Origin of the sequence: Streptomyces sp. NPDC091416 (genome assembly GCF_044756845.1) — a bacterium.
Taxonomy (GTDB): domain Bacteria; phylum Actinomycetota; class Actinomycetes; order Streptomycetales; family Streptomycetaceae; genus Streptomyces.
Genome location: NZ_JBIVTU010000010.1, coordinates 37,249 through 56,753, shown reverse-complemented (window position 1 = coordinate 56,753; position 19,505 = coordinate 37,249). Strand labels below are relative to the sequence as shown.

Genomic DNA, 19,505 nt, shown 5'->3' with positions numbered 1-19,505 from the left:
ACGCAAGGACGCAAGGAAGAGGAATGGAGCCACGGTGCTCACGGCTGCCAAGCCAGGATCCGGTCTGCGGTCTGCCTGGGACAGCAGGCCGGCGATGGCCCGACGCGTCCGCCGGTCTGTACTCCGAGGCCTTGGCAGCCGGCATCGGCAAGGGGCGGACGACGCAGCGGCGCTCGAATACGCGACACCTCAACGTGCGAGCCCACGCCTCCCGGGGCCGGATTCAGAGCTCAGGACACGTCCCTGCCGACCCAGCGGTCGCGGAACCAGGTCAGGGTCTCGGCCAGCGCGTCGCGGTTCCCGTCCTTCTCCAGCAAGGCCAACCGGAAGTTGGGACGCAACTCCAGCTTCCCCTCCGGGATGTCGACGCCGTCCAGACCGTTGACGCGGCCGAGGAGCTCCGCGCGCAGCGGGCGGTCGGTGAAGGGCTCGCGGGTGGCGAGGTACTGGAAGACCACTTCCGCCGAACCACCGCGTCCACCGCCGGGGTAGAGCACCAGCGGCCAGATCCCGGCGCCGGGAAGACCTGCCGCGCCCAGCATCAGGAAGGCGCTGGTGGTGACTTGGCCGGCCCCGTAGCCGACCCAGCCGCCCAGCTCCTCCCACCGGGCGAGGAGAGTACGCACCGCGCCCACGGTCTCGGGGGTGTCGTCCGCGGCGAGCTGGCGGAGGAACCGCTCGGCCCGGGTCTCCTCCTCCGGCTCCGCTCCCTCGTGCCCCGCCGCCACCGCGCGCTCCGAGGACTCCTCCTGGTCGGGACCGGCCAGCAGCAGTGCCAGGTCGGTGCTGGCCAAGCGTTGCGCGGGGTCCGCGGCCCCGGTCTGGGTGAAGTGGATGCCGTCGGCGCTCAGTCGCGCCCGTACGTCCTCACCCTCCGGCTGCGGGCCGGCCCAGCGGAAGCCGTCGGCGATCCGGCCCTCCGCGTTGAGGACGCGGTAGGCGTGCACGACGCCCTTGGTCTGGGCAAGGTGGTTGCCCACCGCCTGGGCGCCGGAGCCGATGTACGCGGCGAGGTCACCGTACGAGGTCCAGGTGCCGTGCGGCAGGGCGGCGAGGACCTGGTGGACGAGCTGCCAGTCGCGGCTCCGCTCGGCTCGGCCCACCCCGCGCAGCGGGGACGGCCACAGCGCCAAGGCCCGCTCGGCCAGCTCGTCGGCACGGGCGCCGATCTCGCGGGCGCTCCAGCGGTCGGTGGCGGCGATACGGCGGTTCATCTCCAGGTGGCTGCTGTGCAGCAGGTCCTGCTTGCGGTCGAAGGGGTGGTTGGAGAGCTCGGAGTTCTGGGCGGTGAGGGTCAGGTTGCCCAGGGTGTGCTGGAGTCGGGCGTGCACGTCCTGCGGGGTCTCGCCGTCGGTGGCGTCCTCGGCGAGAACTCGGAGCCAGTCGTCGCCCGCCGACTGCGGCAGGACGTGCTCGATGGTGAGTTTCGCGGCGGAGAAGTCCACCGGCTCGGGGTGGTCGTAGCTCTCCTCCAGCCGCTGGAGGACCAGTTTGCGCTGCTCCGGCCGGCCGTACAGATAGAAGGGCGCGGTCCTGAACTTCTCGCGCAGTTCGTCGTCGTCGGGCCAGTAGCGGTTGCTGGCGGAGAGGAGCTGGCGCAGGCCGTCGGCGACGGGGACGTCCAGCGGAAGCTGGGCGGGCACCGACTGGAAGATCCGGTTGAGGTTGTTCGGCGGTACGCGGCACACGGTGCGGCGTACCAGGAAGCTCTCGATGTAGGACAGGGCGCGGGCCGTCTCCGCCGAGTCGGTCTCTCCACGTTCGCGACGGTCGAGCAGCAGCATCAGCGCCGGGTAAGTGGCCGCGGCCTCCCAGGCGTCGAGTCGGCGGAGGTGGGCACGGACAGCCGGATCGCCCTCCTCGTCGGGGCGGACCACCTTGCGGAAGTGCATGGACCGGCGGTGCAGTTCCTTCACGTACGCCTCGATGTCCGCTTCCCTGACCTCGGTCTGCTCGAAGCGGTGCTGCTGAGCCGCGTACAGGTCCTGGCGGCGGACCCGGTCGTCGCCGTCAAGCACGAGCTGCAGCCACATGAGCTGTTCGAGCTCTCTGTTGCTCAGGCTGGCCTGGAGCGGCAGCCAGTACGTCTCGTAGACCAGTTCGCCACGGGTCGGCAGCCGCATGAAGAGGTAGTTGCGCAGCAGGTCGGCCTGGCTGAGCTTGAGGCCGGTGTTGTTGAGGGACTCGAAGATACGGTGGACGTTGTCACCGGCCTCGGCGGTCACCGCGACCAGGGTGAGCCGGGAAGTGATCGCCTGCTCGATCCGGAGGACGTCCTGAGGGTCGGCGGGGTCCTCCGCCTCGACGAGCTTGCGGCGGAAGAACCGGTAGGCGACCGACACGTTGTCCCCCGCCGCCTGCCCCTCGTGGGTGCCGCGGATGTGCGCGGCGTAGTGCGGCCGGTCGGCCTGGGTGGGCAGGAGACGGAACCGGTCGTTCTCGTTCTTCCGCTTGTTGATCAGGTATTCCTCGTCGATCCGCTCGGCCTCGTCCGGCCGGCTCTGGGCGAGGTGGTCCCGAATGGCGGAGAGCGCGAGAGAGATCGTGGTCAACCGCTGCTGTCCGTCGACCACCAGCCAGCGAGGGAACGTCGCCTCGTTCTGCGGGGACGGGGCGAGCACCACGGAGCCGAGGAAGTGCGCGCTCGCTCTCTCCCCGGTCTCCAGCAGGTCCACCTGATCGAGGATGTCGCTCCACAGCTGGGCCAGTTGCTTCTCCGTCCAGGAGTACGTCCGCTGGTAGAGCGGCACCTGGAACTGCTGAGCCCGTCCCTGCACGAGGTCGGCGAACAGCGTCTCTTTGGCCTGCACAGTGGTACCCGCTCCCCTTGGATTCCCTCGACCCCCGCACCCGTGCGCCCCGCACAGTGGTGCTTGGAGACCGACAATAGGGCGTGCCACCGACGCTCTTCCGCAAAACGATCGAGATCGGGCAACGAGACGTGGGGGCGGCGACGGGCAGGACTCGGGCGTCGCGGTCGCGCGGCAGGCCGGTCCCCGGCTCGGACGCTTCAGGGGGCGGAGGGCTGTCGAGATCACCGCAGAAGTGCTCTCGCACGTCGACGCGGCGACCGGCAGGCCCTTCGTGGACGTCGTGCTCGACCGGGCGGAGCAGAAGGCACCGGCCGCCGGCCCCTACAGATCGCCCTCGCCCTGGGCGTTCCCGTCTCCGGCATCGCCGAGGCCGGTAGAGCGGCCCGGGAAGCGGGGGATCGGATTCCCGGGCCGCGCGGCCTTGGAGTCTTGCCAGCCGGCCTCCAAGGCCCGTTCGAGTGCGCAGGACGAGCACACCAGGTGACCGTCCTGCTCGGGGCCGCGGCATGTGCCGTGCTCCCGCCCTGCGTCACCGCGCTGCCGGACGGGGCCACGCCGCTTTGGCCTCGCACGGTCCGCGGCATGTGCCGTGCACCGGCCCCACGTCAACGCCCCGCCGAACGGGCCCGTCCCGCCCCGCTGTTGCGCCCGCCACCGGTGGCGCGGTCACGGACGGGACGCGCGTCGCCGAACTCGGCGTGGCACCGGCCGACGGCATGACGCCTCCGGTGGGCGGCCGCCGATGACCCGCGGCGGTCGCCGGCGCCCCCGGCGAGCCGGGCCGCCTCCGCCCTCGGTGAGGGCGCCCGTGACCGCCCGCGCCGACCAGGTGTTCCGACAGCGGCCGCGTACGGAGGCACGGCCCACTCCCCAAGAATGGCACAGGCGTGACGCCATTTCGAGACCTCGTGGCGCCAAAGGCATCCTGCGTGGTCAACGGCGTGGGGAGCGCTCCCCTCATCCGGCGGCGCCCCTGCTGCCACGAGGTTCCGGGTCTCCGCCCCTGCGTCGAGCCGTGCCGTGCGGACCTGCCGCGGTCGGTGCGCCGACGCGCCACACCCGGTCCGGCGTCGCCCGGCAGCCGGGCCGGAGAGACGCGGAAGGAATGGGGCAGGAGGGACAGGCAGGCTTTTCCCAGGCTCTCCGGGCCCGGGTAAAGTTTCCGTACCGGCAGGAGCAGCGCACAAGGCGGCCAAAGCGGACCCGTAACGGTTCCGTCAAGACGCCCATGTGGCCCCGGACATCCGTTCGCCACACCGGCGCCACGTTCAGCCGTCAATGGTCTAGTCACCCAGGGGGCGAAGACCGCCGCTCGCCGGCACGCACGAAGGCCGGAGAGAACGGCCGCATTCTCGGCACCCCCGAGCAGGCACATTCCGTTGGAGAGCGCAGCCGCCTTTCTGCATATCCACATCCTTACGCATCCTGGCGGACTTCATCCGTTCATTGCACTCGCGATATGTGCACACCAGAATGGGAAGGACCACCGGGATTCGACGGCTGCGAGAACACGACGAGGGCGAGTGGTGTCCCGTCGGCGGGACACCGAGATCCGTACTCGAATCATTGTCGTGGCATTTGACACACCGAGGATCGAGGGCCCAGAAAGCATCGTTGAATCGGTATTGGTTTCCGAGCAGATCACCGAGGAGCACCGTATGTTCGTACCCCGACCGTATCGCGAGCCGGATCCATCCTGGATGGCCGATCTGATACGCAGGAATCCGCTGGCCCTCATGGCGAGCAACGGCAGCCCCGAGGCCGGCCCGTTCGCCACACACCTGCCGGTCATCGCCGACCCCTCGGCGGACGCCGGTCCGGCGGCGGACCTCACGGGGGCGACGCTGCTGGCCCACATGAACCGCGCGAATCCGCACTGGTCCGCGATCAGCACGGGCAGCACGGTCCTGCTGACCTTCACCGGTCCGCACGCGTACGTCTCCCCCACCGTCTACGAGACGACTCCGGCGGCTCCGACGTGGGACTTCACCTCGGTACACGTCCACGGGACGGTGGAGAAGATCGAGTCGGTCGAGGAGACTCTCGGGGTGGTCCAGTCCACCGTGCGCGCGTACGAGAGCGACTTCGGTCACGGCTGGGACATGGCCGAGTCGATCGCGTACTTCCGTGAGATCGTGCCCGCGGTGGGCGCTTTCCGGGTCCGGGTGTCCGGAGCGGAGGGCATGTTCAAGCTGAGCCAGGAACAGGAGGCCCACGTGCAGGAGCGCGTACACAAGTCGTTCGCGTCGAGCGGGTGCACACGTCACCGCGAGACGGCCGATCTGATGAGCCGGCTGCCCTGAGTCACCGGCCCCGCCACGACGAACGGCGGGGGCAGTCCCGCTCGTCTGCCTCCGCCGCCACCGGTACGGTCAGTCCGTGAGCGCGGCCCGCCCGGCAGCCCCCTTCAGGACGTGCTCGGCGGCCTCGTCCAGAGTCGACAGCACCCACTGGTCCAGGTCACTGCCCAGTTGCGCGGCAGCCTTGTGCCACCACTGCAGACGGCTGTCGGGGACCGCCAGTCGCCGTGTCGCGTCCGCCTCCTCCTCCTCGCACCGAGGGTCGCCCTTGCGCTCGACGCGGATGGCGCTGCGCAATTGCTTGGTGGTCCACTTCAGCCGCTCCGCCTTGTCGAGCCACAACTCCTGCTCGTCGACGGGCATGGACGCAAGTTCGGCGTGGTGCTGGAAGCTGAGCGCGGCGCGGCGGCGGTGGAACTCGAAGCGGCGCGACACCCAGGCGTAGTTGCGCAGAGTCTGATACTGGAGCCCCGCGGCGCGGATCCCGCGCTGGTACCGGTCCACATAGTGGTCCTTGCCGTACACCAGCCAGTCCCCGAGCCACCACGACGAGGAGTTCAGGATCCCGGAGAGCTGACGACCGGCCCGTTCCCAGTCTTCGAAGGTGAGTCCCACCGGTATCTGAAGTCCGACCTGTGTCGTGAGAACCTGGTCGCGGTGCACCTCGTGGCCGCCGGCCTTTCGCTGCCGCAGCCCTCCTTCAGAGACCCTGCCGAACAGAACGGCCTTTTGGCCTTCGAGCTCTTCGGCCCGGTTTTTCATCGCACCTCCATCAATCGCGCCCGCAAGCATGGGGGGTTCGGTTGTCGCGTCGGCCGTCACGGATCCATTCACCCGAAATCCTCTTCCACCGCATTCATCCGATCACCCCTGATCCCTCGATCACAGTTCTTCGGGTGGCGGAGATATTGACCCGTATCGCTGCATCGCGGGGTGAAACATGCGGCATGGACATTGCTTCGGGCACCTCCGAGTAGAACCCGACGCCGGGACCGGTTCAAGGATCTTGGCGTCATCGGACACTACTTTGCAGAGTTCGAACAATCCTCCGAACCCGCGGGCGCACCATGATTGGCGCGAAATCAGCCTTTGGTCAAGGGATGGTCAAGTCCCACAGCGGGGCCAATCGAACTTTCCGGCCAGGTACGACCCGGCCCGACCGCGCTTCCCACGAGGGATCAGCCCTGACCACAGGCGGCACCGGCACCCCCGCGCGGGGGCGTAGCCGCAGCCGGAACGGTGCGCGGCCCCCACGGACCCGCTCTCCGACCGCCCGCCGGCGCACCCAAACACGCGAACCCCCGGTGCGCCACCAAAGGCACCACATCTAGTCACCCGAGCAGCATGGTGGCGCCACCGGTGCGGCCGCCCTACACTCGGCGTGCGGAACGCTCAGTAACACCTCGGGGGAGTTATTGCGCCATGATGATGTCACGTACACGATCCTCGGACGCAGCGCTCGGCGGGCCGGAAGAAGACTTAACGTCCTCATTCGCCCCTTTCACCGACGCGGTTTTCGGCAGCCTGAGGCGGGCCGACCAACGAAGATGGGCGCACGCCTACGTAGAGGCGCTGCTCACCACGCCGGGCAAGAAGTCCGTCCGCCGCCTCGCCCAGACGGTCTCGACCTCCGCCACCGCCGTACAGTCACTGCGGCAACTGGTCAGCCTGAGCCCCTGGGACTGGGACGCGGTGCTGGGCGCGCTCACACAATGGGCCGAGCGGTACGGCCCCGATCCCGTCTGCGCCATCGGCCGGGCCATCGTTCCCAAACGCGGCGAGAGTTCGGTCGGCGTGCACCGGTACTTCGACCTCACCTCGGGGCGCACTCTCCAAGGGCAGCTGGGACTGGGAGCCTTCATGTGCTTCGGTCCCGTACAGGTCCCCGTCGGCTGGCGCCTGCACCTGCCGATGCCATGGACCGAGGACGAGCGGCTCCGGCGTCGCGCCCGCATACCGGAGACCATGCCCTACCGCCCGATGTGGGCGCAGGCACTCCAGCTGGTCGACGCGCTGGGCGCCCGTCCGGGCGGCATGTCCGCCACGGTCGTGGCCGACATGAGCAGCGATCCGGACGTCGCCCTCCTCACGCACGGACTCGGCCGCCGGGGGCGGGACTTCGTGATGGCCGTGCCACCCAGCCTGACCGTCCTCCCGGTCGGCGAGGGTGAACCGACCACCGCCGCCCGGCTGGTGGCCAGGGCCGGCACCGCGCTGAGCTCGCCCGAGACGGTCGTCGTCACCGCGCCCGACGGGAGCCGGCGCACCACCCGGACACGCAGCGGGCTCGTGCATCTCTCCGGAAAGCAGCGCGGACCGGTCGGTCCGCCGCATCGGCTCTTCGTCGAGGTTCTCCCGGCCTCCCGTCCGAGACACCTGTGGGTCACGAGCCTCACCCAGCACGATCTCGGCAGCGTCGCGTCGCTCGCGGCCCTGGCCTCGGGAACGGCGTCCTCGGTCGAGAGCATGGAACGCGACTTCGGACTGCTCGACTTCGAGGGCCGGTCGCTTCCGGGCTGGTACCACCACATGGTCCTCGTCTCGGCTGCGTACACGTACGACCGTCTCGCCCGGCGCCCCCCGGCCGAGGAGCGCCGGCCGGGTTCCGGAGCCGAGCGGGAGGGCCGCGGCAAGGACATCTGAGACGGCTCTCCTCCGTGCCGTACAACCTCCTCCGAGCGAGCGGGTCCGGCACCGGGGAAGCCTGCCGGGAGGCCGCCTTTCCGCGGCCGCCCGGGGGACGCGGCGCTCTGCCACAGCCGTGTCGTCAGCGCGAGTCCGCGCTCGCACGCTCGCCTCGCTGACGCGGCGGGGTCCCGCGGGTCTGCTCCTTCGCGAGCTTCGCCCCCTCGACATCCATGTCAGGAAGCAGCCGGTCCAGCCACCTGGGCAGCCACCATGCCCGGTCGCCCAACAGGGCGAAGAGTGCGGGAACGATGGCCATGCGGACGACGAAGGCGTCGAAGACGACGGCGAGGGCGAGGGCGAGACCCACCATCTTCACGAAGTCGTTGTCCTCCATCACGAATCCGGAGAACACGCTCGTCATGATGAGCGCCGCGGCGGCGACGACCCGGCCTCCGTGCCGGAACCCGGTGACGACCGCCGCCTCGGTGGACTCACCCTGCACGTAGGCCTCGCGCATCCTGGTCACGAGGAAGACCTCGTAGTCCATCGCGAGTCCGAAGACGACACCGATCATGAAGATCGGCATGGTGCTCATGATCGGCCCCGGCTGGTCGACGCCGAGGATGTCGGCGAACCAGCCCCACTGGAAGACGGCCACGATCACTCCGAGGGCGGCGGACACCGAGAGCAGGAAGCCGAGCGCGGCCTTGAGCGGCACGAGCACCGAACGGAAGACCACCATCAGCAGCAGGAAGGCCAGCCCGACGACCAGCCCGAGGTACGGCACCAGAGCGTCGTTGAGTGTCTTGGAGAAGTCGATGAAGAGAGCGGTCTGACCGGTGATCAGCACCTCGGTGCCGGTGTCGGCACGGGCGCCCAGGTCCTGGCGGATGGTCCTGACGAGCTGCTCGGTCTCTTCGTCCGACGGGCCCGTCTCCGGGACGATGTTGATGATCGCGGTGTCGCCGGCCGCGTTGAGCACGGCAGGGCTCACGGCGACGACCCCGGGCCGTCCGGCAAGTTCCTCACCCATCTCGGCGGCGACGCCCTTGGCGTCATCGGCCTCGACGGTGACCATGAGCGGTCCGTTGAAGCCGTCACCGAACGACTCCGAGAGCAGGTCGTACGCCTTGCGCTGTGTCGTGTCGGGAGCCATGGTGCCCTCGCCCGGCAGCCCCAGCTCCAGCTGGGTGGCGGGGACGGCGATGGCGCCGAGGCTCAGCACTCCGAAGAGCAGCACGGCGGCGGGGCGCCGCAGCACGAAGCCTGCCCAGCGGGCTCCCATGTTGGGCTTCTGCCGGGCGGCGCGCTTCGCCGCCTTGCGGCGCCGGCGTGCCGAAAGGGGCTTGCCCTTGGCCGCCTTGCGGTCCCTGCGGCGCAGCACCCGCACCGGCGCGAAGGCGAGCAGCGCGGGGACGAGCGTGACGGCGACCAGGACGGACACGGCGACGGTGCCCGCCGCGGCGAGGCCCATCTTGGTCAGCATGGGAACGTTGACGACGGCGAGACCGCCGAGGGCTACGATGACGGTGAGGCCGGCGAAGACCACGGCCGAGCCCGCGGTGCCCACGGCGTGACCTGCGGCCTCCTCACGCCCGCGGCCCTCGGCCATCTCGGCGCGGTAGCGGGAGACGATGAAGAGGGCGTAGTCGATGCCGACGGCGAGGCCGATCATCAGAGCGAGGGTCGTGGTCGTCGACGAGAGACCCAGGGTGCTGCCGAGGGCGCCGATGGCGGAGACGCCGACCCCGACGCCGACGATCGCGGTCAGCAGGGGCATGCCCGCGGCGACCAGCGACCCGAAGGTGACGAGCAGGATGACGGCGGAGATACCGAAGCCGATCATCTCGGCCGTGCCGTTCAGGGCCTGTTCCACCGGGACCGCGTCACCTCCGATCTCGACGGTGAGGCCGTCCGAGCGCGCGGCGTCCGCCGCCTTCAGCAGGGTGTCGTGCGCCTCGTCCGTCAGCTCCATGGCGACGGCCTTGTAGGAGACGGTCGCGTACGCCGTGGTGCCGTCCTTGCTGACCGCCTGGGTGGTGAAGGGGTCGGCGACGCTCGCCACCTGCGGCGTTCCGGTCAGACCGGCGACCAGCTTGCTGACTTGCGCCTTGGGCCCCGGGTCGGAGATCTTCGTGCCCTCGGGCGCCTGCAGGACGACCCGGGCCCGGGCGCCGTCGGCGCTGGCCGCCGGGAACTTCTCCTCCAGGAGGTCGAAGGCCTTCTGCGACTCGGTGCCCGGCATGGAGAAGGTGTCGGCAGGTGGTGGTGGAGCGGACGAGGCGGCGAAGGCCACTCCGCCGAGGACGAAGAGCCATACGAGGACGGTCAGCCCCCGGCGCCGGAACGCGAGCCGGCCGAGCTTGCTGAGGTAGAGGGCCATGTCGGGGAACTCCTTCTGAATGGGGCCTTGTCGCAAAGGCGGGCACAGGGACGGCCCCCTGCCCGCAGCGGGACGGCTGCGGTGGAACATCGGTACGGATCAGCGGACGGCTCCGGCGCAACACCGGTACGGATCAGCGGACGGCTCCGGCGGAACACGGGTACGGATCAGCGGGATGTCGTTGTGGGCCGGCCCTCTGCCCCGTACCTGCCGCCGGCACAGGTGCCCGTCCTGAGAGGGGCCCGGGGACGAGGAACGCCTGCGCGGCTCCCCGCGGGACACGCGGGTCCGTGCCGTCGGCCACGGGGCGGCCGACGCCGCCCCCGGACGCCGGTACACCGGTGCGCGGCGGGGCCGGACGGCGCCCTCACCCCCGGCCCCCACGGGCCGTGAGCAGGGGCAGGGTCCTGGCACCGGAGATTTCCGGGGACTCCATGAACACGGGCGGCTTGCCGGGGTCGGTGCGCAGGGAGGGGAAGCGGTCCAGCAGCGTGTTGATCGCGACCCGGCCCTCCAGCCTTGCCAGAGAGGCGCCCAGACAGTAGTGGATACCCCGGCCGAAGCCGAGATGGGGGCCGCTGCCGCGGGCCGGGTCGAAGGCGTGCGGGCGGGGGAAGACCCGCTCGTCCCGGTTGGCCGCGCCGAGCCACAGGGCGGTCATCTCCCCCTCGGCCAGCCGTCGGCCGCCCAGTTCGGTCGCTCGCGTCGTCACGCGATGCACGACTTCGAAGGGGGTCATCAGGCGCAGGGACTCCTCGATCACGGCAGGCACCGCCGCGCGGTCCCGCCGCACCCGGGCGGCTTCCTCAGGGTGGGTGTCCAGACAGAGCACGGTGTTCCCGAGGAGCAGGGCGGTGGTCACGTACCCGGCGAGGAAGAGGAGCTGGACGAAGTTCACCAGGGCCTGTCCGGTCAGCCGTTCGCCGTCCGCCTCCGCCCCGACCAGGCCCGAGAGCAAGTCCTCGCGCGGGTGGCGCCTGCGGTCGTCCACGTGTTCGCCGAAGTAGTCGGTCATCCGGCGCGCGAGGCCGAACGAGGCGTCGATGCCTGCCGTCTGCTCCTCGCTGCCGTTGACGGACGGAGGCACGGCGGTCCGGAAGACTTGGTCGGCCCACTCCCGGAAGAGGGCGCGGTCGGCGGTGGGGACGCCGAGCAGGACCGCGATGACGGTCACGGGCAGCGGGTAGGCGAGATCGTTTATCAGCTCGATCCCGTCCCGGCCGTCGACCGAGTCGAGGAGTTCGTCGGTGACATCGGCGATCCACGGCTCCATGGCGGCCACGAGTTTCGGCGTGAACGCCCGGTTGACCAGCTTCCGCAGGGTGTGGTGCTCCGGCGGGTCCAGCTCCGTGAGGACACCACTGCTGTCGTACGCGCCGGGGTCGGGCAGGAAGTGGCGTGACGTGTCCGAGGAGAAGGACGTCGGGTCGGAGAGTGCGGCGACGGCCTCGTGGTGCCCGTAGACGTTCCACACGCCCAGTTCCTCGTCGAACTCGACCGGGCAGCGGGGCGGGACGCCACGGATCCAGAAGTGCTGTGCGGGCGCTCCCCAGCGGTCGGCGAGACGGGCAATGGGCGAGACGGACGACGTGGGAGGCGTCATGTCGTGGCTCCTTCTCCTCTTCCTCTCGTCGATCCGGACACAGGCCGGAGCGCGATGCGTAACGCCATAATGGCACCGTTATGGCGCAACACAAAGGGCATTGAGTCGGCATGGCGCATGAGCCACCCCACAGTGGCGCGATCCCGCCCCGGGACAGGTGCCCGTTATCCAGAGGCCCCCGAGCATCAGGAAGGGGAAATCCGCAGTACAGAGCACGTTCTGACAGTCCGCCACCGTGGGCCGCGCCTCCTCCGGCGCCCGACGCGGAGCGAGAGGCCATAACGCCACGGTCGAATAAATGAGCCCATACATGGCGCCACTTTGGCCACGGTCCGGGCCTGCCGAGAACCCTCCGAGGGCATGGCGGAACCCAGGTCCGGACGAACCGGGCCTGGGTCGGGGCGGACCGCCGGGGCCGCGTCAGCCCAAATGCGCCCTGACAGCCGCGGTCACGTCGGCCGCGAGCGAGTTGAGGTAGAAGTGACCTCCGGGGAACACCTTCAACTCGTATCCGCCGTCGGTGTGTTCCGCCCACGCCCGCGCCTCGTCCAGCGTCACCTGGGGGTCATCGTCGCCGGTGAGGACGAGGACCGGGCAGCTGAGCGGCGGCCCGTCCGTGTACGTGTACGTCTCGACCGCCTTGTAGTCGGCCCGGATCGCCGGCATGACCAGATGCAGGAGGTCCGGATCCCCCAGGACCCGGGAGTCCGTGCCGCTGAGCCGGACGATGTGCGCCAGCAGAGCCTCGTCGCCTCCGAGATGCACCCTCTCCTCCCGCGACCGCGACGGCGCCCGACGGCCGGAGACGCAGAGGCCGTTCAGGGCGACCCCCCTGCGCTCCAGCCGTCTCGCCACCTCGAACGCGAGCATGGCGCCCATGCTGTGGCCGAAGAAGGTCACCGGGCGGTCGAACCAGGGCAGCAGTTCGGCCGTCAGCGCGTCGGCGAGTGCGCCGATGCTCTCGGCGCATGCCTCGTGCCGGCGATCCTGTCTGCCCGGGTACTGGATCGCGAGCACATCGGCGTACGGCGCGATCGCCCGCGACACGGGGAAGAAGTACGACGCCGAACCCCCGGCGTGCGGGAAGCAGACCAGTCGGCGCTCCGCGTCCGGCGCGGGGTGGAACCGGCGGGTCCAGTCGCCCCGGCCCGGTGTGATGGTCGTCGTGGTGTCCTGTACTGCCTCGGTCACGTCCGTGTCCCGTCTGGGACCGCGCCGGCGGTCCCGTCGTCCTGGATGGCTGCACCCGGCCCGGGGGCGCACGTCCGCCGGCCCCGGGCCCGGCAGCCGGTCAGCACTCGATGACGGCGCACCCCCAGTGCATCCCGCGCCCCATGCCTGCCAGGGCGACCAGGTCACCCTCGGCGAGGTCGCCCGCGTCCCGGTGCTGCTGGAGGTTCAGCAGGTGGTCGGCTGCGCCGAAGTGGCCGTGCTCTAGGGAGAAGCCGAGATTCGTGCTCCTCTCCGGCACCCCCAGTTTGCCGGCGAGGACTTTCAGGGTCTGTTCGTTGTCGTTGAGCAGCACGACCCGGGCGAGAGCACTCGGTTCGACGCCCACCCGCTTGCAGGCGCGGTGGACCACCTCGCGCACCCGGTCGTTCATCAGCTCGATGAAGCCCTCGAACCGGTCCGAGTCGTAGTCGAAGAATTCCATCATGTCCCAGGCGTCCCGTGCCACCGGCTGCTCGTCGCCGGGCGTGAACGGCAGCAGCGCACCGCCGTGTTCCATGAGGAAGAAGTCGGCGTAGCGACCGTCCGTGATCACCTCGCCGCCGCGCCAGCGGAACCGCGGGTGCCCGCGCCCCACGACGGTCGCCGCGGCACCGTCGGAGAACAGGAGCGAGTGGGTCTCCATCCGGTTCCAGTACGCCTCGGCGGTGCGGTTCGCACCCACGAACAGGGCCCGCCGGTACTCGGGGTGGGTCGCGAACCGGCCCGCCAGGGTGTCGAAACCCGTGATGCCGCCCGCGCATCCCTGGGCTATCAGTACGGCCTCGGCCCGGTGGGCGCCGAGCCGTGCCTGGAGGCTCGCCGCCGCGTCCCAGTACAGATACTCGGGAATGTCGGTGATCGCCATCACCACCAGGTCCAGCTCCTCGGGCTCGGTACCCGAATCCTTGAGCGCCCTGCGGGCCGCGTCCACCGACAGGTCCGTGAGGCCGACCTCCGGCGGGCACCTGTGCACGTTGCGGTAGCCGTAGGCCAGCACCCGCTCGGTGTCCGCGGTGTACTCCGGCACGATGCCGGCCACCGAGGCCCTCTCGCCGAGCGCGGACCCGAACCCCATCATCCCGAAGTCCACGGGAACCCTCCTTCCGTCGCCGCCCGATGACCCTGGTGTGCCGGGGCGCTCACGCGGGTCCCTCCGTCGTCAGCGCGGCGTCCCCGAGCCACCGCCTCGCTTCGCCGCGGCGCTCCAGGACCGCCCTGACCCCGTTGAGGAAGCGCACCGCGTCCCGGCCGTTCACCACCCGGTGGTCGTAGGCGAGTCCGAGGTGTACGTACCGGACCGTACGGGGTGTCCCGTCGGCGCCGGGCCGGTACTCCTCGTCGACCGCGCCGACCGACACCATGCACAACTGCGGCCACAGGACGATGGGATGCGCCAGCACCACACCGGGATCGGGGTTGAGGGAGACGGCGATGTTCCCGCCGTCCAGCTCCTGCGCGAGGAAGTCCTTCGTCAGCGCCTTCATCCTGAATTCCATCAGGGTGTCGGCGACGTCCTCCAGGGACTGTTCGTGCGCATGGCGGATCACCGGCACGTACAGAGAACCGTCGGTGTCGACGGTCACGCCGACATGGGGTGCGTCAGCGAGGCCGACGGTTCGGTCGTCCGACAGCGAGCCGAAGAAGAGCGGGAACTCCTCGAACTGGGCGGCCACCGCCTTGATCACGGCTTCCGCCAGTCCGAACGTGGTGCCCGTCTCCTCGCCCAGCTCCGCCAGCGCGTCGAGGGTGGCACCCACGTCCGCGCGGACGACGGTGAAACCGGTCGGGATCTCACGGTGGCTCCTGGTGACCACAGCCGCGGTCCCCAGCTGGATCCGGTCGAGCATCTGTACCCGGGCCGGCGCGCGGGACCCGGGCACGGGCGGCACAGGCGCGGGCGCGGGCGGTTCTGTCCGCGGTTCGGGGACGGGGGCCGCGGAGGCAGAAGCCGTCGAGGCAGGAGCCGCGGAGGCAGGGGCCGCCGGGACCTGCCCGCCCAGGGGCAGGGGCTGCGGCAGCAGCACGGCGAGAACCGCCCCCACCTCCGTCTCCTGCCCTACCGTCACCACCCGGTGGATGTGACCTGCCCCGGTGGCCTCGATGTCCTGCACGGCCTTGGAGGTCTCCAGCGAGACGACATCGGTTCCGGGCTCGACCCACTCGCCCTCGTCCACCAGCCAGTCCGTGACCAGATAGGTGGTGTCGTTGTTGTTGAGCTTGGGCACGACGAGCGGGACGCCGGGCTCCCGCTCCGCATTCCCGGCTGCCTCGCCGGCCGGTACCCCGGCCCCTGTGGCCCTGCCCCAGCCCGCGGCGGCCGCGATGGCGGCCGTGATGCGGTCCGCGCCGAGCAGGACCTGGCTCTCCAGGTGCGCGGCGGTGGGGATGATCGAGTCGGCGGAGTTGAGGAGCAGGACCGGCCCTCGCAGCGAGGACCAGATCCGCTCGTGGAGCAGCCGGGCCACCTCGGCGCCCCAGGTGCCGCCGGCCGTGCTCTCCTCGACCACGACGATGCGCCCGGCCGAGGCGAGGAGCGGCAGCACGGGGGCCAGGTCGAGCGGGTGGAGCTGGGCGGGCGTCAGCAGGTGCACGGAGCGGCCGTGTTCGGCCCGCAGCCGACGAGCCGCGTCCAGGGCCCGGTGGGTCATGCCGCCCGGGGCGAGGACGACCGCGTCGGGCACGGCGCCGCCCTCTTCCTCCGGGAAGGCGTGCGCCCATCCGGTGGCGGATCCGAGCATCTCGTAGCGGAACTGGTCGTCCACCCGGCCGTCGCGGTACATGCGGCGCGTGTAGAGGACCTTGTCCTCGAAGAAGATGCCGGGCACTCCCCGGGTCAGGGCCGTATCCAGTACGGCTTCCGCGTCGTGGAACGGCGAGAGTTCGTACAGCACCAGGTTGGGGATGCCGATGAAGTGCTTCTGCGGGCTCTGGCTGTGCGTCGGCCCGTAGCCTCGGCTGCCGCCCACCGGGCAGCGGACCACCAGGGGTACGGGCACCTCGTGTCCGTACATCGAGACCGACTTCGAGGCGAAGTTGAGCAACTGGTCGAAGGCGAGGGCGATGAAGTCGCCGAACATGATCTCGACGATGACCTTGTTGCCGCACAGGGCGAGCCCGCCGCCTGCCCCGACGATGCCGCCCTCGCTCAGCGGCGTGGACAGCACCCGGTCCGGGTAGCCGGTCGAGAGTCCCTTGGTGATCTTGAACGCTCCGCCATAGGGGTCGACCAGGTCCTCGCCGAGGAGGTACAGCCGCTCCTCGCGGGCGAACAGACGGTGCAGCGCGCGGTTGAGGTGTTCCGCGACGCGCGGCGCGATGGAGGCGAGCGGGTCGCCGGCGACCGCATTCATGCCGGAAGTCCCTTCTCCACAAGGAGCTTGCGCAGGTCGCCCACACTGCGGCAGGACCGGGCCTGCCGGGGGGTGAGGCGCACCCCGAACTCCCGGCCCACGGCGGCGACGATCTGCACGTGCCGCAGGCTGCTCCACTCCGCGGTCGTGGCCGCGCCGGTGGCGTCGTCGATCTGCGTCTCCTCGACGCCGAGCACCTCGGCGACGATCCTGTCCAGTGCGCTCACGCGGTGACACCCACTCCCAAGTCGGTCAGCGCCGGCCAGCTCGACGGTGGCCGGGCGGACACATCCGCCACGAGGTCGGCGATCCGCGCACGGGTGCGTGCGTCGATCGCGGTGAACTGGTCCCCGAAGCGCTGCGCGTAGGCGACGCTCCACTCCCGGGCACGGACGTCGGCCAGCTCCTCCTCGGAGCGGGTGTCGTCGCCCTTGCTGTGCGGTCCGAGCCGCAGGCAGTGGAATTCCACCACCGCAGGCGTGCCGTTCCGGCGCACGCCTTCCACCACGGGGGCCAGCTCTTCGCGGATCGCGTTGACGTCGGTGGTGCGCAGTCCGCGGTACTCGATCCCGAAGGCGGCGGCACGGTCCGCGACCGTGCCCGCCATCTGCCGTGTGGTCGGGGTGGACTGGGCGATCGCGTTGTTCTCCACGACCACCAGCAGCGGGACCTTCCACAACTGGGCCATGTTCAGGGCCTCGTAGACCGATCCCTCGCCCCAGGTGCCGTCACCGATGTGCGCGACGGCTATGCGTCCCTCCCCCGCCCGACGCAGGTGCAGCGCGACACCGGCGGCCACCGGCAGGCTCTGGCCCTGCACGCCCGTCGAGAGGAAGCCCTCGCGATAGATGTGCTGGCTGCCGCCCACCCCGGCGCACACGGCGCCGGACCTGCCCATGATCTCCGCCAGCAGCCCGGCCGGATCCGCGAACCTCGCCAGGTAGTGGCCGTGGCCGCGGTGGTTGCTGAAGACGAAGTCGTCGCGGATCAGCGGGGCCAGTGCGACCGGCACGTACTCCTGCCCGAGGCAGGTGTGAGTGGTGCCGTTGAGCTTTCCTTCGGCGAACAGGTCCAACAGAGCGAGCTCGCAATTCCTGATCAGCAACAGGAGTTCGAGGTCCTCGTCGGCGAGCTTCGTGACGTCGGGCAACGCGTCGGTCGCCTTCCCTCGCATGTCTCCTCCGCGGTTCTCTTCGGTGTGCCAGGCCGTGCAACGGTGCCGGGCCGGCGAGGTCAGCGGTTGTCCTGCGCCATGGCCTCCACGAGGCTCCTGGGCCGCATGTCGGTCCAGTTCTCGTTGATGAAGTCGAGACACGCCTGCCGTCCGTCGGGGCCCTTGGCCAGAGTCCAGCCGGCGGGCACGTCGACGTACGAAGGCCAGAGGGAATACTGTCCCTCGTCGTTGACCAGAACCAGATATGTACCGTTCTCGTCCTCGAAAGGATTCGCCATCGCTTTTCCTTTCCCGCAATGGAGTTACGCGCCGGACGACATGCCCGGACTCCGTTCCATGACGACCGAAGGCTATACAGCATTCACGCGAACTGACCATCCCGGAATTCACCGCACGCATGCGCGGTACGAAACGGGCGTCACCGCCGCCGCGACCGCCTCGTCCCGGTCCCACAGGCCTGACCAGTCAAGCAGGGACGCCGTGTCCTGCTGACGGGACAGCCGCGGGCCGAGCGGGACTTGATGCGGTCGCGCTGGCCGGTCTAGCGTGACGCCGACGACTTCTTCCACGTCGGATCAATTCCACTTCGACGGCGTGCCGTGGCCCACGGGGCGGCCGGCCGCGATCAGGCAGTGAATTCCAGCGGACGGGACGGATTTCCCCGTGCCCGGCAACGGAACCGGAATCCGCTGTGCACGAGCACTTGTCCCGGATTCCTCCGGTGAAGCGGGACCGCACACGCACGCACGGAAAAGCAACGAGGAGAAGACCCATGCAGGTTTCACCGGCGAGCGGCGAGGAGCTCACTGCGACCGGCGGCACGGACATCGAGCGCTCCGTCGTCGAGTGGCTGCGCACCGAGCTGGACGATCAGGAGATCACGGCCTCCGACAACTTCCTCGACATAGGCGGCCATTCCCTGACGTTCGCCCGACTCAACAAGTACCTCGGCGACACCTTCGGAGTCGTCCTCGACAACAGGACCGCCTACTCCGAGTCGCTGGGCGTCGCCGCGGCGAAGTCGCTGCCGCCCAAGACCCACTGAAGACGACCACCAGGCGAGGGAGCAGGAATGACCACCAGCGAACGTACCGATTTCTCCCTGACCGACGAGCAGGTCACCTCGTTCCACGAGAACGGCTTCATCGGCCCGCTGACCATCTACACCCCCGAAGAGATGGACCGGATGTGGAAGGAGATCCGGCGCGAGTCGCTGGATCGCACCCACGCCGCCTACCCGGAGGTGGACGCGGGCATCGGGGCCCCGAACATCTTCAACTACGACCGCCACCTCGACGTCGACCTGCTGGCCCAGCACATCTGCAACCAGAGGATCACCGACAAGGTCGCCACCCTCCTGGGCCCCGACCTGCTCTGCTGGCGCACGGAGTTCTTCCCGAAGTACCCCGGTGACGAGGGCACCGACTGGCACCAGGCAGATACGTTCGCCAACGCCAGCGGCAAGCCCCAGCTGCTGTGGCCCGGCGAGACCGACAGCAACTTCGGCGGCGGCACGCTGACGGTGTGGACCGCGTTCACCGACTCCACCAAGGAGAACGGCTGTCTGCAGATCATCCCCGGCACCCACACCAAGATGAACTACGACGAGACCCGGACGATGGACTACGACCAGGGCCGCATCAACGCGGAGGTCAAGGACGGCGTCCCGCGCGGCTTCTTCGGCTACGACTACCGGCAGCTCCAGGTGGACCCCGACTGGAAGCCCAACGAGGAGGACGCGGTCTCCCTCGTGATGGAGAAGGGGCAGTGCGTCATCTTCCTGTCGACGCTGATGCACGCCTCGCTGCCGAACATCTCCACCGGCAAGGGCTACCGGATGGGCTTCGCCTCCCGCTACGTCCCCACATCGGTGCGGGTCTACCCGGACACGGACCGCATCGAGGAGTACGGCGGCGACATCTCGCTGGAGAAGTGGTCCGCCGTCCTGGTCAGCGGCAAGGACACCTTCGGCCACAACAAGATCGGCACCACAACGCTGCGCGGGACCGAGTACCGGTCCGCCTGACGCACCGCCCGGGCGG

At 70.0% G+C, this 19,505-nt stretch carries 14 protein-coding genes and 1 pseudogene; 5 read left to right on the top strand and 10 right to left on the bottom strand.

The features are described from left to right. Positions 1-230: 230 nt before the first annotated feature. Positions 231-2,810 carry a DUF262 domain-containing protein gene (locus tag ACIQMX_RS27545; RefSeq protein ID WP_402481980.1) on the bottom strand — a complete coding sequence of 860 codons (2,580 nt, stop codon included), beginning with the start codon at positions 2,808-2,810 and terminating at the stop codon, positions 231-233. Positions 2,811-3,027: 217 nt separating this feature from the next. Between ACIQMX_RS27545 and ACIQMX_RS27540 the strand changes: the two are divergent. Both ACIQMX_RS27540 and ACIQMX_RS27535 read left to right on the top strand, forming a co-directional pair. Further along, positions 3,028-3,230 (top strand): annotated as a pseudogene (locus ACIQMX_RS27540) (NADP-dependent phosphogluconate dehydrogenase); the annotation flags it as partial. 1,241 nt (positions 3,231-4,471) lie between these two features. Beyond that, the gene (locus tag ACIQMX_RS27535; RefSeq protein WP_363077795.1) at positions 4,472-5,116 is read left to right on the top strand and encodes an FMN-binding negative transcriptional regulator; all 645 of its coding nucleotides are present in this window, start codon (positions 4,472-4,474) and stop codon (positions 5,114-5,116) included. A 69-nt stretch (positions 5,117-5,185) separates the two neighbouring features. Here the strand turns inward: ACIQMX_RS27535 and ACIQMX_RS27530 are convergent, their stop codons facing one another. Beyond that, positions 5,186-5,875 carry an LmbU family transcriptional regulator gene (locus tag ACIQMX_RS27530; RefSeq protein ID WP_402481978.1) on the bottom strand — a complete coding sequence of 230 codons (690 nt, stop codon included), beginning with the start codon at positions 5,873-5,875 and terminating at the stop codon, positions 5,186-5,188. A gap of 660 nt (positions 5,876-6,535) precedes the next feature. Between ACIQMX_RS27530 and ACIQMX_RS27525 the strand changes: the two genes are divergently transcribed. Next, positions 6,536-7,756, top strand: a complete 1,221-nt coding sequence (locus tag ACIQMX_RS27525) for a transposase (protein ID WP_363077791.1) — start codon at positions 6,536-6,538, stop codon at positions 7,754-7,756. Positions 7,757-7,880: 124 nt separating this feature from the next. Here the strand turns inward: ACIQMX_RS27525 and ACIQMX_RS27520 are convergent, their stop codons facing one another. The 8 genes from ACIQMX_RS27520 to ACIQMX_RS27485 all read right to left on the bottom strand — a co-directional run bounded on the left by ACIQMX_RS27520 (position 7,881) and on the right by ACIQMX_RS27485 (position 17,741). Beyond that, positions 7,881-10,124 carry an MMPL family transporter gene (locus tag ACIQMX_RS27520; protein ID WP_402481974.1) on the bottom strand — a complete coding sequence of 748 codons (2,244 nt, stop codon included), beginning with the start codon at positions 10,122-10,124 and terminating at the stop codon, positions 7,881-7,883. A 367-nt stretch (positions 10,125-10,491) separates the two neighbouring features. Further along, positions 10,492-11,727, bottom strand: a complete 1,236-nt coding sequence (locus tag ACIQMX_RS27515) for a cytochrome P450 (protein ID WP_402481971.1) — start codon at positions 11,725-11,727, stop codon at positions 10,492-10,494. A gap of 420 nt (positions 11,728-12,147) precedes the next feature. After that, positions 12,148-12,918: a thioesterase II family protein gene (locus ACIQMX_RS27510; protein ID WP_402481968.1), complete on the bottom strand. Its 771-nt coding sequence runs from the start codon at positions 12,916-12,918 to the stop codon at positions 12,148-12,150. Between the two features lie 100 nt (positions 12,919-13,018). Then, a complete protein-coding gene (locus tag ACIQMX_RS27505) occupies positions 13,019-14,029 on the bottom strand; it encodes a 3-oxoacyl-[acyl-carrier-protein] synthase III C-terminal domain-containing protein (RefSeq protein WP_363077783.1) in 1,011 nt (336 codons plus the stop codon). Between the two features lie 49 nt (positions 14,030-14,078). Beyond that, positions 14,079-16,289 carry a 2-oxo acid dehydrogenase subunit E2 gene (locus tag ACIQMX_RS27500; RefSeq protein ID WP_402481965.1) on the bottom strand — a complete coding sequence of 737 codons (2,211 nt, stop codon included), beginning with the start codon at positions 16,287-16,289 and terminating at the stop codon, positions 14,079-14,081. Next, positions 16,286-16,516: an acyl carrier protein gene (locus tag ACIQMX_RS27495; protein WP_363077779.1), complete on the bottom strand. Its 231-nt coding sequence runs from the start codon at positions 16,514-16,516 to the stop codon at positions 16,286-16,288. The genes ACIQMX_RS27500 and ACIQMX_RS27495 overlap by 4 nt, the downstream gene beginning before the upstream one ends. After that, the gene (locus tag ACIQMX_RS27490; RefSeq protein ID WP_363077777.1) at positions 16,513-17,463 is read right to left on the bottom strand and encodes a thiamine pyrophosphate-dependent dehydrogenase E1 component subunit alpha; all 951 of its coding nucleotides are present in this window, start codon (positions 17,461-17,463) and stop codon (positions 16,513-16,515) included. Before ACIQMX_RS27490 ends, ACIQMX_RS27495 begins: the two co-directional genes overlap by 4 nt. Before the next feature lie 59 nt (positions 17,464-17,522). Next, on the bottom strand, positions 17,523-17,741 hold the full coding sequence (locus ACIQMX_RS27485; RefSeq protein ID WP_363077775.1) for an MbtH family protein: 219 nt from the start codon (positions 17,739-17,741) through the stop codon (positions 17,523-17,525). A 494-nt stretch (positions 17,742-18,235) separates the two neighbouring features. On the opposite strand from ACIQMX_RS27485, the gene ACIQMX_RS27480 reads away from it, so the two are divergent. Continuing rightward, complete coding sequence (locus ACIQMX_RS27480; protein ID WP_363077773.1) at positions 18,236-18,508, top strand: acyl carrier protein; 273 nt, start codon at positions 18,236-18,238, stop codon at positions 18,506-18,508. A 27-nt stretch (positions 18,509-18,535) separates the two neighbouring features. Continuing rightward, positions 18,536-19,489, top strand: coding sequence for a chlorinating enzyme (locus tag ACIQMX_RS27475; protein ID WP_363077771.1), 954 nt, complete (start codon positions 18,536-18,538; stop codon positions 19,487-19,489). Positions 19,490-19,505 lie beyond the last annotated feature (16 nt).

What these genes read in the sequence shown, in the direction of transcription:
- ACIQMX_RS27535 (WP_363077795.1), top strand. Translation starts at nt 4,472, where the DNA reads ATGTTCGTACCCCGACCGTATCGCGAGCCGGATCCATCCTGGATGGCC.
- ACIQMX_RS27530 (WP_402481978.1), bottom strand. Translation starts at nt 5,875, where the DNA reads ATGAAAAACCGGGCCGAAGAGCTCGAAGGCCAAAAGGCCGTTCTGTTC.
- ACIQMX_RS27525 (WP_363077791.1), top strand. Translation starts at nt 6,536, where the DNA reads ATGATGATGTCACGTACACGATCCTCGGACGCAGCGCTCGGCGGGCCG.
- ACIQMX_RS27520 (WP_402481974.1), bottom strand. Translation starts at nt 10,124, where the DNA reads ATGGCCCTCTACCTCAGCAAGCTCGGCCGGCTCGCGTTCCGGCGCCGG.
- ACIQMX_RS27515 (WP_402481971.1), bottom strand. Translation starts at nt 11,727, where the DNA reads ATGACGCCTCCCACGTCGTCCGTCTCGCCCATTGCCCGTCTCGCCGAC.
- ACIQMX_RS27500 (WP_402481965.1), bottom strand. Translation starts at nt 16,289, where the DNA reads ATGAATGCGGTCGCCGGCGACCCGCTCGCCTCCATCGCGCCGCGCGTC.
- ACIQMX_RS27490 (WP_363077777.1), bottom strand. Translation starts at nt 17,463, where the DNA reads ATGCGAGGGAAGGCGACCGACGCGTTGCCCGACGTCACGAAGCTCGCC.
- ACIQMX_RS27485 (WP_363077775.1), bottom strand. Translation starts at nt 17,741, where the DNA reads ATGGCGAATCCTTTCGAGGACGAGAACGGTACATATCTGGTTCTGGTC.
- ACIQMX_RS27480 (WP_363077773.1), top strand. Translation starts at nt 18,236, where the DNA reads ATGCAGGTTTCACCGGCGAGCGGCGAGGAGCTCACTGCGACCGGCGGC.
- ACIQMX_RS27475 (WP_363077771.1), top strand. Translation starts at nt 18,536, where the DNA reads ATGACCACCAGCGAACGTACCGATTTCTCCCTGACCGACGAGCAGGTC.